Genomic DNA, 21,595 nt, shown 5'->3' with positions numbered 1-21,595 from the left:
ATGGATTGGCAAAAAAACCTGTTACTCGCGGCCATGGGCGCCGTCGTTATACTGCTGATTATGCGCTGGGATGATTTTCAGCAAGCCCAAATAGCGGCCCAACCCGATCCGGCTCCCGCCGCCAGTGCATCGGCTAATACCGACATTCCCAGCGCCAACGCCAGTGTCAGCGATGTCCCGCAAGACGCCTCCAAGGTTGAGACAGCCACCGCCGCCCCCAGCGCCCAGACTATTCAGGTACAAACCGACAGTCTGCACGTCACCATTGATACTCGCGGTGGCGATATCGTGCGGGTCGCCCTGCCGCAGCACTATGCCGAAATCGATACTCCGGATCAGCCCTTTGTGCTGGTGGAAAACAACAGCGTCGAAACCTACAGCCTACAAAGTGGCTTAATCGGCCAAAATGGCACCGACAGCGCCGACGGGCGCCCGGTATTTGCCAGTGAAGCGACTCAATACACGCTGCAAGAGAACGCCGACACCCTAACCGTGGACCTGACCCACGAACAGGACAGTGCCACTATTACCAAGCGCTTTACCTTCTACCGCGGCGAATACCGGGTAGAGATGGATTACCTGGTGAAAAACACCGGTGAACAGCCCTGGCAAGCCAGCCTGTACGGCCAGATTAAACGCGACAGTCACGAGCCCTACGCCGGCACCGGCTTTGGTATGCAGCCCTTTGTGGGGGCGGCGCTTACCACCGAAGATGAACGCTACAAAAAATTCAGCTTTGAGGATTTGGAAGACGAAAGCTTTAAAACCCAAATTACCGGCGGCTGGGTCTCCATGGTTCAGCACTACTTTATCAGTGCCTGGATTCCGGATCAGGAACAAACCAACAATTATTTCTTGCGCCAACTGGGTAACCGCGATCTGTTTTTGATGGGTTTTACCTCGCCCCCTCTCACGGTCGCACCCGGGCAAACTGGTTCGGTGAAATCGCAGTTTTACGCCGGGCCCAAAGACACCGCCGAGCTGGAAAAAATCGCCCCCTACCTGGACCTGACCGTGGATTACGGCTGGCTCTGGTGGCTGGCCAAGCCGCTGTTTAGCGTGTTGGATTGGATTCACGGATTAATCGGCAATTGGGGTCTTGCCATTATTCTGTTGACCGTCTTTATTAAAGCGCTCTTTTTCAAACTCAGCGCGACCAGTTACCGCTCGATGGCGCGCATGCGCAAGCTTGCCCCCAAAATGAAAGAGCTTAAAGAGCGCTATGGCGATGACCGCCAGAAAATGTCGCAAGAGACCATGAAGCTCTACCGCGACGAGAAGGTGAATCCTTTGGGTGGTTGTCTGCCCATGCTGATCCAAATGCCGGTATTTCTGGCTCTCTACTGGGTGCTTATGGAATCGGTAGAGTTGCGCCACACGCCCTTTTTGTGGATTCCGGATCTGTCGGTAAAAGACCCGATCTTTATTCTGCCGCTGCTGATGGGCTTTACCATGTGGCTGACCATGCGCCTCAACCCCGAGCCGCCAGACCCAATGCAAGCCAAAATCATGCAGTTTATGCCGGTGGTGTTTACCGTGATGTTCCTGTGGTTCCCGGCGGGCCTAGTGCTGTACTGGGTAACCAACAACACCCTAAGCTTCTTGCAGCAAATGGTGATTACCCGGCAAATCGAAAAGGCCGATAACCCCAAAAGCTAATGCTTAACAATACCGACACTATTGCCGCCGTCGCTACCGCCCCCGGTCGCGGCGGCGTGGGTATTATCCGTGTCTCGGGAACCCAAGCCGAGGCAATTGCCCGCGCCCTAACCGGCAAAACCCTAACCCCACGCCAAGCGCACTACCTGCCTTTTTACAACGCCCAGCAACAAGAGCTGGACCAGGGCATTGCCCTGCTGTTTAAAGGGCCCAACTCTTTTACCGGCGAAGATGTATTAGAGCTGCAGGGTCACGGCGGACCGGTGGTTTTGGGACTACTGCTGGAAGCGGTCAAACAACTGGGGGCCCGACAGGCCAAACCCGGCGAGTTTTCAGAGCGGGCCTTTCTTAACGATAAACTGGATCTGGCTCAGGCCGAGGCCATTGCCGATCTGATTGAAGCCAGCTCCGAGCAAGCCGCGCGCAATGCGTTAAGCTCGCTGCAAGGGGTTTTCTCGGATCAGGTGCACGCCCTGGTGGAATCGCTGATTACTCTGCGAATTTATGTCGAGGCGGCCATCGACTTTCCCGAAGAGGAAATTGATTTTATCAGCGACGGCAAAGTCGAAGCGGATTTGACGGCTATTATCGCCGAACTGGAACAACTGCTAGCGCGCGCCCGCCAGGGCCAACTGGTGCGCGACGGCATGCGAGTGGTGATTGCGGGTAAACCCAACGCCGGTAAATCCAGCCTGTTAAACGCCCTAGTCGAGCGCGAGAGCGCCATTGTCACTGAAATTGCCGGCACCACCCGCGATGTACTTAAAGAACACATTCATATCGACGGTATGCCTTTGCATATTATCGATACCGCGGGCCTCCGAGAGGCTTCGGACGCAGTAGAAAAAATCGGCATCGAACGCGCCTGGGGTGAAATCAACCAGGCTGACCGAATCTTGCTGTTAATTGATGCTCAGGATGCAATCGCCCACCCCGATTGGCAGCCGGAGAACGTCTGGCCCGAGTTTACCGAGAAACTACAGCACAGCGATAAAGTGAGCGTGATCTACAACAAAATCGATTTGGTGGATGATAGCCAGCTACCAGCCAATGCGGTAAAGATCAGCGCCAAATCGGGCCTGGGATTAGACAACCTAAAACAGCACCTTAAAGACTGCATTGGTTATCAGAGCACTACCGAGGGCACCTTTACCGCCCGCCAGCGCCATATCGATGCCCTACTCGCCGCCGAACAGAGTTTGCAAATAGGTGCAGAGCAGCTACATACCCACGCCGCCGGCGAACTGCTCGCCGAAGACCTGCGCGAAGCGCAAAATCATCTATCGGAAATCACCGGCGAATTTACCTCGGACGATTTACTGGGTCGGATTTTCTCGTCGTTTTGTATCGGTAAGTAAAAAGCTAGTCACTCTGCAGCAGCGACCTTTTGATACCAATTAAACGCCACTGGTAGATTACTCCCACAACACCTGCGACCAGCAACAACAAAGCGGTCATCATTAACATTTTATACCCTGTGTTTTTCACGATAGTACTGCCGACCAGCTGATACCTTCTTTTTCCTCCCTCCACCGATGGAAAAAAAACGCGGCCTTTGTTTTCCGAGGTTTGCAAAAAATCCTCGTCCAATCTTCGGGTGTACCGGTCGACCTCTTCATTAAAATCAAGCCCAGACTTTGACATGACATTGACATAATAAACATCAATGGGTTCGCCGGGTTTTACCACACCGTAAGATCGGTAGGTGTAAGCCATATGCTTCTCTTCCACTAGCCAGCCCATCTGGCCGCCGATAACGCCGGATGCCCCTATCACAATCAATGCGGCGCAGACGAATAGCCACACTCGTTGCGTCTTAAAATAGTCGCTATTTTGGCTTGAAACCCATTCGGCTACTTGCGACAAGCGAGGCGCCAAAGTGCTACGGATATGCTCCCGCGACACCCCATCCAGCAATTGATCGATCGAAAGGGTAAAGGTCGACAGCAGTGTATCGAAGGTTTCCGCCGACAGAATCAGCTTACCGCTTTCAATCTTTGACAGGGTGGATTGCTCGATTCCCAATGTCGCGGCTAACTGAGGTTGCGTCCACCCTTGCTCGATTCGCAACTTTTTTATCTTTTCTCCCAACTCCATTCGCAGGCTCCTTTTATCGTTAAAGTGCCACTATTGTTGGGTATTCCCCCGCGAATCAAAAGAGGAATATTGATGAATATACTGGATACGCCAATATTAATAGAATAAACGGGAAGCCAAGTACAATAAGTTTACAAATTACATAGAGCGCGCAGGTGCTCCAGCTAGTTTTTCCCCTTAACTACAACTTTCTACCCAAACGCTTTTCCACCTGTTTGCGTTCCCACTTAGGGCCAAACAAGTTAAACACCTCAAAAGCGTTAATACCGTGTATCGCCAAACCTACGCCCCAGCCAAGCGCCGGCCACCAGGCCCATATATAGCCCGGCGAAGTGGTAAGGTTGATAAAAAACAGAAAGGGAATCACCGCCAGGTAGACGCAGACATTGGAATAGAAAGCTTTTAGATCGCGCACATATTCAATCGCGGCGCGCTCCTCTAAGTCTGTGGGGGTTTCGGCGGATTGGTTTTGGGGATCGGATCTAACCACAGTGTCGTCCTCTATTTGCCATTCACTTAAGTCGATGTCGAACACGGCGGCCAGGGCTTTGCGCGATTCGAGCGAGGGCACTTGCCCCCGCTCAATACGCTGAATGGTGCGAATACTGAGATCGGTCATCTCGGCCAGCTGCTCTTGTGACCAGCCTCGTTGCAGTCTCAATTTACGTACATTCATTCCTGTCTCCGTCCACATCCGTGCTGATCATTGTTGGCAAAAAGGGGCGACAGGGGAACGTCAACTACCGGACATTTACCTGACACGCCTTATTTTTCAGTTACTTACAAATCAGTATAAGCAAATCTTTGGAGAAATTTATCTGATAAATTTAGACCCACAGCAGCAACCTTTCCGACAACCTGGCTTTGATCTACCAATCCCCAGTAGCGCGAGTCAAAGCTATTGTTTCGGTTATCTCCCATAACAAACAACTTACCCTGGGGGATCACCAGGGTGCCATGCAGAGGCTCCTTCCCCAACGAAGTGTCCGTACTCAACAGATGAGAGTGGCCGGGTAGCTGCTCGCGGAAATGCCTATCCGCGGTATCAACCAGAACAGGTTTACCGTTTATCCATAAAGCCTGATCGCGAAATTCCAGGGTATCGCCGGGTACCCCAATCACCCTTTTAACCAAACACTGATCGGTGTGGGAGGGAAAGAACGTAATAATGTCACCGCGCTGAGGTTGGGAATAGCTGAACAGGCGAGATCGGGTAAAGGGAATAGCAGGTCCATAGGCCATCTTATTAATCACCAGCACGTCACCTGGGTATATGCTGGGTTCCATGGAGGTGGAAGGCACATAATTCCAATCGGCAATGGCAGTGCGAAAAAATACCATTCCCAAAACCAGTAAAAACAGGGATAGGTGGCGACGGATAAATACTCTTAATCGTTTATTTCTTTGGGGTCGGGTAATGGCTTGACTCATAATCTCTCCTTGAGGGGCGATAATTCCAGGCCTTGGAACACTCGGGTGTCAGTAAGTTTCACCCTAGGCGGGCCATCAACGAATTCACCGAGCCGCTGTAACTCTCTCCAAACAGGTTGAGGTGGTTGAGCATATGGTAAAGGTTATAAACCGACTCGCGATCACGCCAACCTTCGGGCAAAGGCCATACGCTTTCATAGGCCTGATAAAATTCCGATGAAAAACCGCCAAAAACCCGGGTAAAAGCGATATCGGTTTCTCGGTCGCCGTAGTAACAGGCCGGGTCAAAAATAACCGGCCGACCATCAGCCAGATAGCTTTTATTACCGCCCCACAGATCGCCGTGCAGAATAGAAGAAGGTGGCTGGTGTTCGCCTAACAGCGTTGTCACCCGATCTTTTAAGGCTTTATTCGTTATAGACGATTTATAGCCCTGACGCATCGCCATCGCCAGTTGCGGTTCCAGACGGTTACCCCACCAAAAATCAGCCCATTGGTCAAACCATTGATTGCACTGGAGGGTATGGCCAATAAAATTGTCGTAGTCCAGCCCATAGCGACCACTGGGCTCGCATTGTTGGTGCAGCTGCGCCAATTGCTGTCCCAGCTGCGCTTCATCCCCGCGATCGCCAAATGCGAGATATTCAAGTACCAGAGCGGCGCCACCGTCTAAGTTGACGCAAGCAATAGGCGCAGGTGTGGCAATGTCAGTCGAAACCAATAATTGCAGGTTGCGATATTCAGCCTCTAGTAACTCTGCGTTGGGGTGAAATTTAACGAAATACTGCTGACCGTCGTTGGCCGCAAGGGTAAAACTGTCGCAGATATCGCCGCCGCTAGCGTTGCGGACGGAATCTAAATTCAACTTTCCGGAAAAAACGCGGTTGTTTAATGCTTTCCAATCGGGTGCCATTGCTCTCTCGCGGTAAATTCACGGCAGATAAGCTCCGTCTCGGGATCGCTCAGTGGTTCTCGGGTTAGCCCACACCAGTGATCGCCCCGTTTACCCATATTGTGCACACAGTTCACGCACTGGCCAAAAGAACGATCATTATTGGTTTCCTGGAGAACCTGTAACAAATCACTTAACCGATCGACGGTGGTCTCAAGCTCATCGCCTTCTAATAGTTTGCCTGCTTTTTTCAGTAGTGGGGACGGCCTGCAAGCGCGCAAAGCCTTTAAACCGGCGGGTGTTACCTTGAGGCGGGATACCCTTTTATCATCGCTATCAGCGCGTTTCTTTATATAGCCTCGGCTCAACAACACCTTAAGGGTTTGCGAAACCGTGCCTTTAGTCAAGCCTAAATACTCGGTAACCGCCGTTGCCGTATCGGAGTAGCGGTTGGCTCGCCTTATATAGTCCAGCACCTCCAGCTGCACAGGCTGCAGTTGATACTTCGCTCCCACGCGGCGGGCGTCAGAGCGCACCAGTCCCGCCACTCGGTCAATCAACAAGCCCATTAACTCGACATCATTCATAAATTAATAGTATCGACCCCAAACAAAAGTAACAAGAAAGAGACAAGGCGTTGTTTGCTCTAGCACACCGATCAAAGACGGTAATCAGGGTTAAAAACAGCTCAAAAAGTAAACACTTAGCGGCAATTTAGCTCGAGTTTACAAAAGTATTGCGACAAGACGGTGTTATTTCGCCATGTCGATAAAAAGCAGGATGGTGGACTCCTGGCTCTTCTATTTAGCCATTCAAGCCTTTATACACATCCTGAGGAAAAGGTTATCCACAAGATGACAGGCGCTTTACAGGCAACTTAGAGAAACTATCCACAATTGTTCACAGGTTTATCCCATAAACTCTTGTTTTTACTCGGATTTAGATTAAAAAACAGGCGAAAAGGGTAATAACTCTGTGGGATTCGCCTGAAAAACTTATTGATGAAATTGGGGATAACTCCAGGTTTATAAATTTTGGGGATAACCGGCACTTTCATCCAGAGCTTAATAACCGCCTTCGGCCAGCTTAACCGCAACTTTTCTGCTCACTTACACTTCGGTTAAGTTTATGTTTTTATTACGAAAAAATTGGTTTTCCACATAAAGCTTGTCCACCTATTACCACTATAAGTTCAATCTATATATAAAAACTCTTATTTATTTACTTATTAAATAATTATTTGAATAACTTAAAGACTGAATAAAGATTGAACATGTTTTGTACAACGCGGTTAACCGCTCTATAATGTGCGCCCATTTTTCTAAGCGCCGCGAGGCAGGCTATGATTTATCCTGAAACATTTGACGTGATTGTCGTCGGCGGTGGCCATGCAGGCACCGAAGCCTGTCTGGCCTCTGCCCGCATGGGCTGTAAAACCCTATTGTTGTCCCACAATGTAGAAACGCTGGGGCAAATGTCATGTAACCCTGCCATTGGGGGCATCGGCAAAAGCCATTTGGTGAAAGAAATTGATGCCTTGGGCGGCGCTATGGCGCTGGCAACAGACGCTGGAGGCATCCAGTTTCGCGTGCTTAATGCCCGCAAAGGCCCGGCGGTGCGGGCCACGCGCGCCCAAGCCGATCGCGTCTTGTACAAAGCAGCGATTCGTCACACCTTGGAAAACCAACCCAATTTATGGATTTTCCAGCAGGCCGTGGATGACCTAATCGTCGATAACGACGAAGTGCGTGGTGTAGTCACCCAAATGGGCCTAAAATTTCACGCCGATCAGGTGGTTTTAACTACCGGAACCTTCCTGGGCGGCGTTATACATATTGGTATGAAAAACCACAGTGGTGGCCGCGCCGGTGACCCTCCCGCTCAGGCTTTGGCTAAGCGCTTACGCGAATACCCGCTGCGGGTTGATCGCCTGAAAACCGGTACCCCGCCCCGTATCGATGCCAAGTCAGTGGATTTTTCCGAGTTGCAGGAACAGTGGGGCGATGAGCCGCGCCCGGTGATGTCGGTGCGCGGCAACCGCGACATGCAGCCGCGGCAAGTGTGCTGCTGGATTACCCATACCAATGAGAAAACCCACGACATCATTCGCGGCGGATTGGACCGCTCGCCCATGTATTCCGGGGTTATCGAAGGGGTGGGGCCGCGTTACTGTCCATCCATTGAAGATAAAATTCACCGCTTTGCCGATAAAGACAGCCACCAGGTGTTTATCGAGCCCGAGGGCTTAACCACCCACGAGCTCTACCCCAACGGCATTTCCACCAGCCTGCCCTTCGATGTACAGATGGACTTGGTGCGCTCGATTAAAGGTTTTGAAAACGCCCATATCACCCGCCCCGGTTACGCCATCGAATACGATTATTTCAATCCTCAGGATTTGAAGTACTCACTTGAGACCAAGGTGATTGGCGGGCTGTATTTTGCGGGGCAAATTAACGGCACCACCGGTTACGAAGAGGCTGGAGCCCAGGGGTTGCTCGCCGGTTTGAACGCCGCGCGCCGCGCCCGCGAGCAAGAGGCCTGGTGCCCGCGTCGCGACGAGGCCTACCTGGGCGTACTGGTGGATGATCTGATTACCATGGGCACTCGCGAGCCCTATCGCATGTTTACCAGCCGCGCCGAATATCGTTTGCTGCTGCGCGAGGACAATGCCGATCAGCGCTTAACCGAAACCGCACGCGACATGGGTTTGGTGGGCGACGCGCAGTGGCAGTCCTACTGCGACAAGCGCGAGGCGGTAGAGCTTGAGCGCGCACGACTCAAAGATACTTGGGTGCAGGCCGGGTCTGTCGAGGCCAAGGCGCTGGAAGGCAAAGTAAAAAGCGCGTTAAATCGCGAGTACAGCCTGTTCGATTTGCTTAAGCGGCCCGAACTGCACTATCGCGATGTCGCGGGGCTGAAGGGCGAGGCCAGTGGCAGCGAAGCGGTGGCCGAGCAGATTGAAATCGATGCCAAATACTCGGGGTATATCTCCCGTCAGCAGGAGGAAATCGACCGTTTGCGCGCCCATGAGAATACCCTGTTTCCCACAGATTTTGACTTCAATGCCGTGGACGGTCTGTCCAACGAGGTGAAGCAAAAACTGAGTGAAGCTCGTCCCGAAACCCTGGCGCGCGCCCAGCGTATTCCCGGGGTGACCCCGGCGGCTGTCTCGCTTTTGTTGATCTATTTGAAAAAGCGCGGCCTACTTAATCGCCGCCAGGCCGAGGCCAGCTGATGGCTGAACGGGACAGTTTGCGCCGTCAGTTGCAGGCAGGTGCCCAGGGGTTGGGGGTTATTTTGAATGACAGCCAGACCGAGTTGCTGCTGGATTATCTGTTTGAGTTCGCCAAATGGAATCGGGCTTATAACCTATCGGCGGTGCGCGATACCCAGCAGATGCTGGGGCGCCACTTGCTGGACTCATTGGCGGTGGTACCCCATATTGCCGGTGATCGCCTGATCGATGTGGGCACCGGTGGTGGTTTGCCGGGCATGGTGTTGGCCATTTGCTACCCTGAGAAAAGCTTTACTTTGCTCGACAGCAATGGCAAGAAAACCCGGTTTTTGTTTCATGTAAAAACCCTGCTGGGCCTTGCCAATGTGACCGTAGAGAACTGCCGGGTAGAGACTTTGCAGCCCCCCGCCCTATTCGACGGCGTTATCAGTCGCGCCTTTGCCAGCCTTGCGGACATGACTCGCTGGTGTCGGCACTTGTTGGCGGACGGGGGCATGTTTTACGCCATGAAAGGGCAGTTTCCCGAAGCCGAGCTTGAGCAGATCAGTGCGGATTATTCACTTAACCAAAGCTTTGAGTTAAACGTGCCCGGCGAGGAAGGTGAGCGCCACCTGCTGCTTCTGCAACCGCGAAGCGCTTGCCCGGCAACCGCAACTGCCACACAATAGAGCCCTTTTGAGCGACGACCACGAAAAGGATAATCCCTTGAGCAAGATTTACGCGATTGCCAATCAAAAAGGCGGCGTGGGCAAAACCACTACCTGTGTTAATTTGGCCGCCTCGCTGGTGGCCACCAAAAAACGCGTGCTGTTGGTCGATCTTGACCCTCAGGGCAACGCCACCATGGGTAGCGGTGTGGATAAATCCGCCGTGGAGGAGTCGGTGTACGATGTCCTGACCGATCGCGCGGCCATTGCCGATTGTCTGGTGGTGTCCGAAGAGGGTAAATACCACGTTTTGCCCGCCAATGGCGATTTAACCGCCGCCGAAGTGGAAATGCTATCGCTGGCGAACAAAGAGCGCCGTTTGGATACTGTGCTCAAACAGGTGGCGTCGCAGTACGATTATATTTTGATCGATTGCCCTCCTTCGCTGAATATGCTCACCCTCAACGCTCTGGCGGCCTGCCACGGGGTGATCATTCCCATGCAGTGTGAGTACTACGCGCTGGAGGGCTTGTCGGCACTGATCGGCACCATCAACCAAATACACGAAGTGTTGAACCCCGAGCTTAAAATCGAGGGAATATTGCGCACCATGTACGATCCGCGCAATAGCCTCACCAATGAGGTGTCGGCGCAACTGCACGAGCACTTTGGCGACCGGGTTTACCGCACCTGCATTCCCCGCAATGTGCGCTTGGCCGAGGCGCCCAGCTACGGCCAGCCTGTACTCGTTTACGATCGTCAGTCCAAGGGCGCTATGGCCTACCTGGCGCTGGCGGGCGAGCTGTTGCGCCGCAACGAACAAGGCGATGCCGCCGATTCTATTCAACCCGAAACGGCGCATTAAGCGCCCGCCGTATTGAGACAGGTAAAACCATGGCAGGAAAACGCAAAGGTTTGGGTAAAGGTTTGGATGCCCTCTTGGGTGCTGGCGTCAGTATCCCCAGCGCCGATACCGAACTAGACAAAGAACCCGCTCAGGCCCCGGAACCCGGCGCAAGTGCGGCGGCCGAAACACCTGCCGACGGTCGTTTAATGCAAATTCCGGTCGAACTTATCCAGCGCGGCAAATACCAGCCACGCCGGGATATGCACCCCGAAGCACTGGAAGAGTTGGCCGAATCCATTAAAGCTCAGGGCGTTATGCAGCCCATCGTGGTTCGCCCCATCAGTGCTGAGCGATTTGAAATTATTGCCGGCGAGCGCCGCTGGCGCGCGACCCAGTTAGCTGGACTGGAAAAAATACCCGCCGTAGTTCGCGAGGTGCCCGACGAGGCGGCCATCGCCATGGCGCTGATTGAAAATATTCAGCGCGAAGATCTCAACCCTATCGAAGAAGCCATGGCCCTCAAGCGTTTGCAGGATGAGTTCGAGCTCACTCAGCAGGAAGTGGCCCAGGCGGTGGGTAAGTCGCGCACCACAGTAACCAACCTGCTCCGTCTGATTGCTCTGGACGACGAGGTTAAAAAATTACTCGAGCACGGCGATCTGGAGATGGGCCATGCGCGCGCAATCCTGTCGTTGCCCGCCGAGCAGCAGCGCGAGGTGGGGCGTCAGATCGTCGCCAAAGGCCTAACCGTTCGTCAGGCAGAGGCGCTGGTTCGAAAAATTCAGGACGAAAAAGAAAATGGCCCCCCAGAGGCACCGTTACCGGTGTCGGCTGATATCAAGCGCCTGCAGAATGAGCTTTCAGACACCTTGGGTGCTGGGGTGAGCATTCAGCACACCGCCAAGGGCAAGGGTAAGTTGGTGATCAACTACAACAATCTGGACGAGCTTGACGGAATTCTCGCCCATATCAAGTAGACGCCAGTGCGCTAAGCGCTGTTGGTGTTTCACGGCGCTTAACTTTTCGCTCAACTACTGGTAGTCTTTGCCCTCGCATTTTGGGTTATCCACAGGGTTTGCGTGGGTTGTAAAGATTTGCAAGTGAGTGGTTTGTTGTTATTTGCCCAAATACTGGGCGCAATTGTAACCACTTGAGCGAAAATAGCGCACCTGTGGTTGAAAGGATTATGACAAACCCCCTATAATGCGGCGGCTTTGCAGCTGTTATGTAAGCTGCGGTAAAGCCAGTAACGGCGAAAATCGACCCATGCCAAGAAAATTGGCAGTAACAGAGAGAATCGATGCCCTGGGCACGCCGTAAAACATCAACCGTTATTGCCGAATTGCCGGTATTTAAATGGTTGCTGAGGCTCTGGATAATCCTGTTGGTTATCGCGGCGCCCGTTGTTTTCTGGCGACCGGTTTGGGGGATTTCTTTACTTTGGGGATTTTCCGTTTGTTTGGTGCCTAGCATGGTCTTTGCCAGGTTTGCCGGACAAATCCGTGGCGCCTCGGCTGTACGCCAGAGCGTCAACCGGTTCTATCGCGCTGAATCAGCCAAATTACTACTGACCGCCGCCTTGTTTGCGGCGGTTTTTACCCGGGATGTGCCTATCAGCCTACCGGTTTTTTTATGCGCCTTTGTCGTTGCACAAATTGCGCAAATGATTGTTACGGCTAAGGCCACAGGCCGAAGCCTGCGCCAGCAGTAGCTGGTTTACACACGCTTTACTACACACAAGTTGAGAGATAGCAGATGGCAGCGGACGGTAACGCACCCACGACCACCGAGTATATCCAGCACCACTTAACCAACTGGACTTACGGTAAATTGCCCGCCGGCACTTATTGCGATGGCAAAAGTGTGCAGGAAACCACGGGTTGGACCGTGGCTCACTGTCCCGAAGAAATGTCCGCCATGGGCTTTAATGCCATCCACCTTGACTCCATGCTGTGGTCTATCACGCTGGGGGCTATATTCTTAATCCTGTTCCGCTGGGGGGCCTCTAAAGCTCACGCCGGTGTACCTACAGGGACGCTCAACTTTGTCGAAGCGATTATCGAGTTTATCGATAAAACCGTTAAAGATGCCTTCCAATACCGCAGTCGCTTTGTTGCACCACTGGCTCTGACAATCTTTGTCTGGGTCTTCTTAATGAACTTAATGGACTTGGTGCCGGTAGACTGGATTCCCCAGTTGGCGGCCATTATTGCGGGAGACTCGCATTTTTACTTTAAAGCGGTACCCACCACCGATCCCAATATTACCTTGGGTATGGGGTTTACCGTATTCTTCTTGATGATTGCGTTCAGTATTCGCGAAAAGGGGTTAATCGGTTTTATCAAAGAGCTGACCTTCCACCCCTTTCACCCGCCCACCAAAGGTGCCGGTATTATCCTTGCGCCAGTGGTTATTGTGATCAACTTTGCGCTGGAATCTGTGACCCTGCTGGCTCGCCCCATTTCATTGGGTTTGCGGTTGTTCGGTAACCTGTACGCCGGTGAAATGATCTTTATTCTGATCGCCACCATGTTTGGTGCCGGTCTGATCCTGGGCCTGTTTGCCGGTGTACTGCAGCTGGGTTGGGCGCTGTTCCACATTATTGTAATTACCCTTCAGGCGTTCGTATTTATGGTGCTGACCATTGTGTATATGGCAATGGCGTTCCACAACGACGATGAAGACCAGTTTACGCATTAACTTTTAACTTAACTTTTTATCTTTAAAAATCGAGGAGATTTACCATGGGTTTAGCACTGATTGCTGTAGCGCTGTTGATTGGTTTGGGTGCACTGGGTACCGCTATCGGTTTCGCCATCTTGGGTGGCAAACTGTTGGAAGGTTCTGCCCGTCAGCCTGAATTAGCGCCAATGCTGCAAGGCAAAATGTTCCTGATTGCTGGTCTGCTTGATGCGGTTCCAATGATCGGTGTAGGTATCGCTATGTACATTCTGTTCGTTACCGTACCTGGCCTGGCGTAAGCTAACGCTTGTATTAACGCACAGAAACTTCCCATAACAGAGGTGTCGGCGTGAACCTTAATTTAACCATCATTGGACAGTCCATTACGTTCATTGTCTTCGTGCTGATTTGCATGAAGTACGTATGGCCCCACATTACGGCGGCCATGACGGAACGTCAGAAGAAAATTGCCGATGGTCTGGCCGCAGCAGATCGCGCAAGTAAAGACTTGGAATTGGCCCAGGAAAAAGCAAAGCATGAATTGCGCGATGCTAAAACCGAAGCGGCCAGCATTCTTGAGTCCGCTAACAAGCGCGCAACTCAGATTGTGGAAGAAGCGAAAGAGCAGGCCCGTGAAGAAGGCGATCGCATTATTGCGGCAGCCCAGGCCGAAGTGGAGCAGGAAGTGAACCGCGCCAAAGAGCAGTTGCGTTCACAGGTGGCTACCCTAGCATTCGCTGGCGCCGAACAAGTGCTTGAGTCTTCTGTAGACCAGTCTGCGCACCAAAACATGATCGACAAACTGGCAGCCAGTTTGTAAGTGAGGTGAATTGTGGCTGAACTGACTACCCTCGCAAGACCCTATGCCAAGGCAGCCTTTGGCTTTGCCCATGAGCATGGTGATCTTTCGAGTTGGGCAACACAACTGAAAACCCTGGCGATTGTCAGCGAGTACGGCAAGGTTAAGGAAATTGTCTCCTCCCCTGCCCTGACTCCCGAACAGCAGGCGAGCACCCTGCTAAGTGTTTGCGGCGAAGAGCTGGACAGCAAAGTGAAAAACTTTGTTGAGCTGTTGGCGGAAAACAAGCGCTTGGCGTTGTTGCCCGAGGTATTCACCCTTTTTGATGCGCTGAAAACCGCCGAAGAGCAAGCTGTCGATGTAGAACTGACGACTGCCTTTGAACTGGACGATGCCAGCGAGAAAAAACTGGCGGATGCCCTCAGTGCCAAACTGGCGCGCAAGGTTAAGGTCAGCAGTGCAGTTGATTCACAACTGCTTGCTGGCGCGATTATCAAGGCAGGTGATTTGGTCATCGACGGCTCCATGCGCGGTCGGTTAGAGAAACTCGCCAAAGCAATCAATTCGTAGGATTGAGGAACAAAGCATGCAGCAGCTGAATCCATCCGAGATTAGCGAAATTATTAAACAGCGCATCGAGAGCCTCGATGTGTCATCCGAAGCCCGCAACGAGGGCACGGTCGTATCGGTATCTGACGGTATTGTTCGTATTCACGGCCTGATGGACGTGATGTACGGGGAAATGATTGAGTTTGAAGGTGGCGTCTATGGTATGGCGTTGAACCTTGAACAAGACTCAGTCGGTGCGGTTATTTTGGGTGATTACTTCGGCATTGCCGAAGGTCAAACCTGTAAATGTACTGGCCGCATTCTTGAAGTACCGGTAGGTCCTGAACTGGAAGGTCGTGTTGTCGACGCTCTGGGTAATGCCATCGACGGTAAAGGCCCCATTGATGCCAAGCAAACCGATGCAATCGAGAAAGTTGCACCGGGCGTGATTTGGCGTCAATCGGTAGACGAGCCAGTGCAGATTGGTTTGAAAGCCGTTGACTCAATGGTGCCAATCGGTCGCGGTCAGCGCGAGCTGATCATTGGTGACCGCCAGATCGGTAAATCGGCTATCGCCGTAGACGCCATTATTAATCAGAAAGATTCTGGTATTAAGTGTGTTTACGTGGCCATTGGGCAAAAAGCCTCATCTATTGCCAGCGTGGTTCGCAAGCTGGAAGAGCACGGTGCTATGGATCACACCGTAGTAGTTGCCGCGACCGCATCAGACCCCGCGTCTATGCAGTATCTGGCAGCGTTTGCCGGCTGTACTATTGGCGAGTATTACCGCGACCGCGGTGAAGATGCCCTGATTATCTATGATGATCTGACCAAGCAAGCTTGGGCTTATCGCCAGATCTCTCTGCTTCTGCGTCGTCCTCCGGGCCGTGAAGCCTACCCGGGTGATGTGTTCTATTTGCACTCTCGCCTGCTTGAGCGCGCCGCTCGTGTAAACGCCGAATACGTTGAAAAACAAACCAATGGTGAAGTAAAAGGCAAAACCGGTTCATTGACCGCACTGCCGATTATTGAAACCCAAGGTGGCGACGTATCAGCGTTCGTACCCACTAACGTGATTTCTATTACCGATGGTCAGATCTTCCTGGAAGCTGACATGTTCAACTCGGGCATTCGCCCGGCCATGAATGCCGGTATTTCGGTATCTCGTGTGGGTGGTTCCGCGCAGACCAAAATTGTTAAAAAGCTCTCGGGGGGTATTCGTACCGCTCTGGCGCAATACCGCGAATTGGCCGCCTTTGCGCAGTTTGCTTCTGATCTGGATGAGGCGACTAAAGCCCAGCTGGAACACGGTGAGCGTGTCACCGAGCTGATGAAACAGAAGCAGTACTCGCCCATGAGCATCGCGCAGATGGGTCTGGTTTTGTACTGCGCCAACGAAGGCTACTTGAAAGATATCGAAGTTAAGAAAATCTTGGACTTCGAAGCTGCCTTGCTGTCTTACGCTGATGCCGAGCACGGTGAGTTGATGAAGCAAATCAACGAAACCGGTAATTGGAACGGCGAGCTGGAAGAGCAGTTCAAAGCCTTGGTTGAGAAGTTCAAGTCCAGCCAAACCTGGTAATGGTGTGGTGCGCTTGGCGCACCACCTAAAGAAATCTCGAGGGCCGGAGTAATGGCAGGCGCAAAAGAAATACGCACACAGATTTCGAGTATTAAGAGCACGCAAAAAATTACCAGCGCGATGAACATGGTCGCCGCAAGTAAAATGCGTAAGGCTCAAGAGCGTATGCAAAAAGGCAAACCCTACGCCTCGCGCATGCGTGAAGTGATCGGACATCTGGCGAACGCCAACCCTGAGTACAAACACAGCTTTATGGAGCAGCGCGAAGTAAAGCGCGTAGGCTTTGTAATTGTGTCAACTGACCGGGGGTTGTGCGGCGGCTTGAACATTAACCTGTTCAAAGCTGCCCTGAAAAAAATGAAGAGTTATGCCGACCAGGGGATAGAGATTGATCTGTGTCTTATCGGTGCAAAAGCTCAGGCATTTTTTAATAAGTTTGGTGGCAAGGTACTGGCTAGCACGCGCGATATTGGTGAAGCCCCGGCACTGGCTGACTTGATTGGCTCGATTAAAGTCATGCTGGATGCTTATGCCGATGAGAACATCGACAAGCTTTATCTTGTGGGGAATGAGTTTGTAAATACCATGACTCATGATCCTTATGTATCGCAGCTGTTGCCGCTCGAGCCCAAGCAGGATGAAGCCATCCAGCACCACTGGGATTATATTTACGAGCCCGACGCCGAATCACTGCTGGACGTGCTGCTTAAGCGCTATGTGGAAACACAGGTGTACCAGTCCGTGGTAGAGAACGGCGCCTGTGAGCAAGCCGCACGTATGATGGCGATGAAAAACGCCACGGATAATGCCGGTGAGCTTATCGATGGTTTGCAGCTTGTTTACAACAAAGCGCGTCAGGCGGCGATTACCCAAGAGCTGTCGGAAATTGTGGGCGGTGCTGCGGCGATTTCCTAATCGCCCGGCCGTTTGATGAGAATTTAGCTTAAACCTTCAGGCGATGCCTGAAATAAAGAGGAACCGGAAATGAGTAGCGGACGTATCGTACAGATTATCGGCGCCGTGATCGACGTGGAATTCCCGCGCGATGCTGTGCCTCAGGTATATGACGCACTGACCATCACCGAGAAAAACCTGACCTTGGAAGTTCAGCAGCAATTGGGCGACGGTGTGGTACGCACTATTGCACTGGGCTCGTCTGAAGGTTTGCGTCGCGGTCTGGATGTAGCAAACACCAATGATGCGATTAAAGTGCCGGTAGGTACCGAGACCCTGGGTCGCATTATGGATGTACTGGGTAACCCCATCGATGAAGCTGGCCCTATCGGCGAGCAAGAGCGGATGAAAATCCACCGCGAAGCTCCCGCTTACGCTGACCTGGCTGCATCTAATGAGTTGCTGGAAACCGGTATTAAAGTCATCGACTTGGTTTGTCCATTCGCCAAAGGTGGTAAAGTCGGTTTGTTCGGTGGTGCCGGTGTCGGTAAAACCGTAAACATGATGGAGCTGATCAACAACATCGCTAAAGAGCACAGCGGTTTGTCTGTGTTTGCGGGTGTGGGTGAGCGTACTCGTGAAGGTAACGACTTCTACTACGAGATGAAAGAGTCCAACGTATTGGACAAAGTTGCCATGGTGTACGGCCAGATGAATGAGCCACCGGGTAACCGTCTGCGCGTTGCACTGACCGGCCTGACGATGGCCGAGAAGTTCCGTGATGAAGGTAAAGACGTACTTTTCTTCGTCGATAACATCTACCGCTATACCCTGGCGGGTACCGAAGTATCGGCCCTGTTGGGTCGTATGCCATCGGCGGTGGGTTATCAGCCAACTCTGGCCGAAGAGATGGGTGTATTGCAAGAGCGTATTACCTCGACCAAAACCGGTTCTATTACCTCAATCCAAGCGGTCTACGTGCCTGCGGATGACTTGACCGATCCGTCGCCTGCAACCACCTTTGCTCACTTGGATTCAACCGTAACTCTGAGCCGTGATATCGCTTCTAAAGGTATTTATCCCGCGATCGACCCGCTGGATTCAACCTCTCGTCAGCTCGACCCATTAATTATCGGTCAAGAGCACTATGACGTGGCACGCGGTGTACAGATGGTGTTGCAGCGCTACAAAGAGCTAAAAGACATTATTGCTATTTTGGGTATGGATGAGCTGTCTGAAGAAGATAAGCAAACCGTTGCCCGCGCCCGTAAAATCGAGCGTTTCCTGTCTCAGCCTTTCCACGTAGCAGAAGTATTTACCGGTTCTCCCGGTACTTACGTTTCTCTGAAAGAAACCATTCGTGGTTTCCAAGGTATTTTGGCCGGCGACTACGACCATCTGCCTGAGCAGGCTTTCTACATGGTAGGCACCATCGACGAAGCCATTGAGAAAGCTGAGAAAATGAAGTGATTGAGTGCGGCCTAGCCGCATTCATCCCAAAAGCTTAAGAGGCGGGATTATGGCGATGACACTCAACTGCGACATTGTCAGTGCTGAAAACGAAATCTTTTCGGGTCTGGTAGAAATGGTTGTGGCAACTGGCTCTCAGGGTGACCTGGGGGTTAACTATGGTCACGCTCCTCTGCTGACCAGCCTTGAGCCCGGCCCCGTCCGGATAAAAAAGCAAGGCGGTGAAGAAGAGGTTTACTATGTTTCCGGCGGCTTTCTTGAGGTTCAGCCCAACCATGTCACGATTCTCGCAGACACCGCTCTGCGCGCTGGTGATATGGACGAAGCCGCGGCCGAGGAAGCTAAGAAGCAAGCAGCGAATAAACTGCTGAGCCAGGCTGGGGATATTGACTACTCCAAAGCGGCTATCCAGTTGGCAGAGGCTTCTGCTCAGCTGCGCGCACTGCAGGCGATTCGTCGCAAATCGCGTTAATGCCTTGTTGCGCATTAGTGCTTAAAAAGGGTGGCTTAGGCCGCCCTTTTTTATGCCTTACAGAAAACCAACCTCAGTTAAGCGGTGACTTGTTATCATACGCCTTTCGCGAAGGAGAGAGTCATGCTGGATATCGTAATTTTAGCGGCGGGTAAAGGCACCCGCATGCGCTCGGTAAAACCCAAAGTTATGCAAACCATAGCGGGCAAGCCCATGCTCCATCATGTGGTGGATACGGCTCGTCCACTCCTCGGTGATAACCGCAGTCCAATTGTCGTGGTGGGATTTGGTAAAAAGCTCGTATTAGGTAGCTTTGAAGCCGGGGATATTACGTCGGTGGAGCAAATCGAGCAGCTGGGTACCGGCCACGCCGTCGCCCAGGCAATCCCCGAGCTAAACGATGACAGTACCGTTCTGATCTTATATGGCGATGTGCCGCTGATTCAGGCGCAAACCTTACAAGCGCTGATGGATCAGAGCGCCGGCGATTCGCTGGCAGTGTTGACGGTAAACCTCCCTAACCCCACCGGCTACGGCAGGATTGTGCGTGACGCAAACCAGAAGATCACCGCTATCGTCGAGCAAAAAGACGCGACCGCAGAGCAGCGCGAGATAAATGAAATTAACACAGGCATTATGGCGGTGCCTGCGCGGTTACTCAAAAAATGGCTTCCGGAGTTATCGTCCGATAATGCCCAGGGAGAATACTATTTAACCGATATTATCGCCCGCGCGAGCGCCGAAGGCGTTGCGGTGAACAGTGCCCAGCCCGAGTATCTTTGGGAAGTTGAAGGCGTCAACGATCGCCGCCAGCAAGCGGCACTGGAACGCGCCTACCAATCTTTTAATGCTCAGCGTCTGTTGGCAGAAGGTGTCATGCTGGCCGATCCGATGCGCTTTGATTGTCGGGCCAAATTAACCTTAGGTCGGGATATTGAAATTGATATTAACGTCGTCTTAGAAGGTGAAGTAGAGTTGGGAGACGGCGTTACTATTGGCCCTAACTGCGTTGTACGCAACTCAACTCTCGCGGCGGGAACCCGGGTAGAAGCCAACAGCTTGATAGACGGTGCCACGGTAGCGGAAAAGTGTGTTATAGGTCCCTTTGCCCGCTTGCGTCCCGGTACTCAACTGCAAAAAGAGGCCAAAGTCGGAAACTTCGTCGAAATTAAAAAGTCAGTAATTGGCGCGGGTAGTAAAGTGAACCACTTAACCTATATTGGCGACTGTACCATGGGCTCGGGCGTAAACGTGGGCGCTGGAACGATTACCTGTAATTATGATGGGGTCAATAAATTCCGCACTGAAATTGGCGACAATAGTTTTATTGGCTCCAACAGCGCTTTAGTGGCACCTGTGGTTTTAGCCGAGGGCACCACGGTGGGTGCTGGCAGCACGATTACCCGTGCAACACAAACCGATGATTTAGCAATCGCCCGCGCCAAACAACGTAATATTGTGGGTTGGCAGCGACCCACAAAGAAATAGAGACGCTCTGTGCAATGGCTTGAAGTTCTGATTCTGTCCCTTATTCAGGGGCTGACCGAGTTCTTACCGGTATCCAGTAGCGCACACCTGCTATTGTTACCGGTGTTTACCGATTGGCCGGACCAGGGGTTAGTTTTTGATATCGCCGTGCATTTTGGCAGTTTACTCGCCGTACTGGCTTACTTTCGCAAGGAAGTCTGGGGGCTGATAAGAGCCTGGATAAAAAGCCTGACTTATCGTGAAATGACCAGTGAAGCCCGGCTTGCGTGGGCCATTTTATGGGCGACCATACCGGTGGGCCTGGTGGGGTTGCTCGCCAAAGGTTTTATTGAGACCCATATGCGCAGTGGTGTCTACATGGGATATAGCCTGATTATATTTGGGCTTTTATTGGGCTGGGCTGACTGGCGTTACGGCCGGCGTTGCGAATTAAACCAGGGAAAAACCTGTCGCAGTGAATACGAAATGTCCGCGAAGCAAATTCTGGGGATTGCGCTGGCACAAACCCTGGCGCTAATACCGGGCACCTCGCGCTCGGGTATTACCATGACGGCGGGGCTAATGCTGGGGCTGACCCGCGAGGCCAGCGCCCGCTTTTCGTTTTTACTCAGTATTCCGGTTATTTTTCTCGCTGCTATGTTGCAGAGCCTAGAGATAGTGACTGAGCCTTCAGTAGAAGCGCCCTCCCCTTCCAGCTTAATCTGGGCTGTGCTTATCTCGGCTGTGAGTGCCTACGCTTGTATCCATATTTTTCTCGGGTTTATTCGCCGGGTGGGAATGCAGCCATTTGTCATCTACCGCGTACTTTTGGGCGCCTATTTAATTTACGTCTTCAGTTAGCAGGGATT

Annotated in this window: 23 protein-coding genes; 17 read left to right on the top strand and 6 right to left on the bottom strand. The window is 52.3% G+C overall.

The window, feature by feature from the left end:
* Nucleotides 1-1,659 carry a membrane protein insertase YidC gene (yidC, locus tag M6D89_RS14425; protein WP_253968883.1) on the top strand — a complete coding sequence of 553 codons (1,659 nt, stop codon included), beginning with the start codon at nt 1-3 and terminating at the stop codon, nt 1,657-1,659.
* Nucleotides 1,659-3,017, top strand: a complete 1,359-nt coding sequence (gene mnmE / locus M6D89_RS14420; protein WP_253968787.1) for a tRNA uridine-5-carboxymethylaminomethyl(34) synthesis GTPase MnmE — start codon at nt 1,659-1,661, stop codon at nt 3,015-3,017. The genes yidC and mnmE overlap by 1 nt, the downstream gene beginning before the upstream one ends.
* A gap of 4 nt (nt 3,018-3,021) precedes the next feature.
* On the opposite strand, the gene M6D89_RS14415 is transcribed toward mnmE, so the two are convergent.
* The 5 genes from M6D89_RS14415 to M6D89_RS14395 all read right to left on the bottom strand — a co-directional run bounded on the left by M6D89_RS14415 (nt 3,022) and on the right by M6D89_RS14395 (nt 6,666).
* A complete protein-coding gene (locus M6D89_RS14415; protein WP_253968786.1) occupies nt 3,022-3,756 on the bottom strand; it encodes a helix-turn-helix domain-containing protein in 735 nt (244 codons plus the stop codon).
* A gap of 181 nt (nt 3,757-3,937) precedes the next feature.
* Entirely contained in the window at nt 3,938-4,432 is a 495-nt protein-coding gene (locus tag M6D89_RS14410) for a 2TM domain-containing protein (protein WP_253968785.1), read from the bottom strand.
* Between the two features lie 104 nt (nt 4,433-4,536).
* Nucleotides 4,537-5,187, bottom strand: coding sequence for a signal peptidase I (lepB, locus tag M6D89_RS14405; RefSeq protein WP_253968784.1), 651 nt, complete (start codon nt 5,185-5,187; stop codon nt 4,537-4,539).
* 58 nt (nt 5,188-5,245) lie between these two features.
* Nucleotides 5,246-6,100 carry a fructosamine kinase family protein gene (locus M6D89_RS14400; protein ID WP_253968783.1) on the bottom strand — a complete coding sequence of 285 codons (855 nt, stop codon included), beginning with the start codon at nt 6,098-6,100 and terminating at the stop codon, nt 5,246-5,248.
* Nucleotides 6,076-6,666, bottom strand: a complete 591-nt coding sequence (locus M6D89_RS14395) for a MarR family winged helix-turn-helix transcriptional regulator (RefSeq protein WP_253968782.1) — start codon at nt 6,664-6,666, stop codon at nt 6,076-6,078. Before M6D89_RS14395 ends, M6D89_RS14400 begins: the two co-directional genes overlap by 25 nt.
* Before the next feature lie 755 nt (nt 6,667-7,421).
* Between M6D89_RS14395 and mnmG the strand changes: the two genes are divergently transcribed.
* From mnmG to M6D89_RS14375, 4 genes are read left to right on the top strand one after another with little or no spacing between them, the layout of a single operon-like run.
* Nucleotides 7,422-9,317: a tRNA uridine-5-carboxymethylaminomethyl(34) synthesis enzyme MnmG gene (mnmG, locus tag M6D89_RS14390; RefSeq protein ID WP_253968781.1), complete on the top strand. Its 1,896-nt coding sequence runs from the start codon at nt 7,422-7,424 to the stop codon at nt 9,315-9,317.
* Nucleotides 9,317-9,985, top strand: a complete 669-nt coding sequence (gene rsmG, locus M6D89_RS14385; RefSeq protein WP_253968780.1) for a 16S rRNA (guanine(527)-N(7))-methyltransferase RsmG — start codon at nt 9,317-9,319, stop codon at nt 9,983-9,985. Before mnmG ends, rsmG begins: the two co-directional genes overlap by 1 nt.
* A 37-nt stretch (nt 9,986-10,022) precedes the next feature.
* Entirely contained in the window at nt 10,023-10,829 is an 807-nt protein-coding gene (locus M6D89_RS14380; RefSeq protein ID WP_253968779.1) for a ParA family protein, read from the top strand.
* A 29-nt stretch (nt 10,830-10,858) separates the two neighbouring features.
* Nucleotides 10,859-11,788: a ParB/RepB/Spo0J family partition protein gene (locus M6D89_RS14375; protein ID WP_253968778.1), complete on the top strand. Its 930-nt coding sequence runs from the start codon at nt 10,859-10,861 to the stop codon at nt 11,786-11,788.
* Nucleotides 11,789-11,873: 85 nt separating this feature from the next.
* On the opposite strand, the gene M6D89_RS14370 is transcribed toward M6D89_RS14375, so the two are convergent.
* Nucleotides 11,874-12,284: a hypothetical protein gene (locus M6D89_RS14370; RefSeq protein ID WP_253968885.1), complete on the bottom strand. Its 411-nt coding sequence runs from the start codon at nt 12,282-12,284 to the stop codon at nt 11,874-11,876.
* Here M6D89_RS14370 and M6D89_RS14365 point away from each other — a divergent pair.
* The 11 genes from M6D89_RS14365 to M6D89_RS14315 all read left to right on the top strand — a co-directional run bounded on the left by M6D89_RS14365 (nt 12,172) and on the right by M6D89_RS14315 (nt 21,587).
* Entirely contained in the window at nt 12,172-12,522 is a 351-nt protein-coding gene (locus tag M6D89_RS14365) for an ATP synthase subunit I (RefSeq protein ID WP_253968882.1), read from the top strand. The genes M6D89_RS14370 and M6D89_RS14365 overlap by 113 nt on opposite strands.
* Before the next feature lie 44 nt (nt 12,523-12,566).
* Nucleotides 12,567-13,511, top strand: coding sequence for a F0F1 ATP synthase subunit A (gene atpB, locus M6D89_RS14360; protein WP_253968777.1), 945 nt, complete (start codon nt 12,567-12,569; stop codon nt 13,509-13,511).
* 44 nt (nt 13,512-13,555) lie between these two features.
* Nucleotides 13,556-13,792, top strand: a complete 237-nt coding sequence (atpE, locus tag M6D89_RS14355) for a F0F1 ATP synthase subunit C (RefSeq protein WP_020208604.1) — start codon at nt 13,556-13,558, stop codon at nt 13,790-13,792.
* A gap of 50 nt (nt 13,793-13,842) precedes the next feature.
* Nucleotides 13,843-14,313, top strand: coding sequence for a F0F1 ATP synthase subunit B (locus tag M6D89_RS14350; RefSeq protein WP_253968776.1), 471 nt, complete (start codon nt 13,843-13,845; stop codon nt 14,311-14,313).
* A 12-nt stretch (nt 14,314-14,325) separates the two neighbouring features.
* The gene (locus tag M6D89_RS14345) at nt 14,326-14,862 is read left to right on the top strand and encodes a F0F1 ATP synthase subunit delta (RefSeq protein ID WP_253968775.1); all 537 of its coding nucleotides are present in this window, start codon (nt 14,326-14,328) and stop codon (nt 14,860-14,862) included.
* 16 nt (nt 14,863-14,878) lie between these two features.
* Complete coding sequence (gene atpA, locus M6D89_RS14340) at nt 14,879-16,423, top strand: F0F1 ATP synthase subunit alpha (RefSeq protein ID WP_253968774.1); 1,545 nt, start codon at nt 14,879-14,881, stop codon at nt 16,421-16,423.
* A 51-nt stretch (nt 16,424-16,474) separates the two neighbouring features.
* Nucleotides 16,475-17,338 (top strand): F0F1 ATP synthase subunit gamma, encoded by an 864-nt coding sequence (atpG, locus tag M6D89_RS14335; protein WP_253968773.1) that lies wholly within the window; start codon nt 16,475-16,477, stop codon nt 17,336-17,338.
* A gap of 69 nt (nt 17,339-17,407) precedes the next feature.
* The gene (gene atpD, locus M6D89_RS14330) at nt 17,408-18,787 is read left to right on the top strand and encodes a F0F1 ATP synthase subunit beta (RefSeq protein WP_253968772.1); all 1,380 of its coding nucleotides are present in this window, start codon (nt 17,408-17,410) and stop codon (nt 18,785-18,787) included.
* A gap of 49 nt (nt 18,788-18,836) precedes the next feature.
* Nucleotides 18,837-19,259 (top strand): F0F1 ATP synthase subunit epsilon, encoded by a 423-nt coding sequence (locus M6D89_RS14325; protein ID WP_253968771.1) that lies wholly within the window; start codon nt 18,837-18,839, stop codon nt 19,257-19,259.
* A 123-nt stretch (nt 19,260-19,382) separates the two neighbouring features.
* Nucleotides 19,383-20,747, top strand: coding sequence for a bifunctional UDP-N-acetylglucosamine diphosphorylase/glucosamine-1-phosphate N-acetyltransferase GlmU (gene glmU, locus M6D89_RS14320; RefSeq protein WP_253968770.1), 1,365 nt, complete (start codon nt 19,383-19,385; stop codon nt 20,745-20,747).
* 9 nt (nt 20,748-20,756) lie between these two features.
* Entirely contained in the window at nt 20,757-21,587 is an 831-nt protein-coding gene (locus tag M6D89_RS14315; protein ID WP_253968769.1) for an undecaprenyl-diphosphate phosphatase, read from the top strand.
* The last annotated feature ends 8 nt before the right edge of the window (nt 21,588-21,595 follow it).

Source organism: Gilvimarinus xylanilyticus (assembly GCF_024195295.1).
Taxonomy (GTDB): Bacteria; Pseudomonadota; Gammaproteobacteria; order Pseudomonadales; family Cellvibrionaceae; genus Gilvimarinus; species Gilvimarinus xylanilyticus.
The sequence above is the reverse complement of the archived record's forward strand: the minus strand, read 5'-3'. Positions and strand labels throughout refer to the sequence as shown.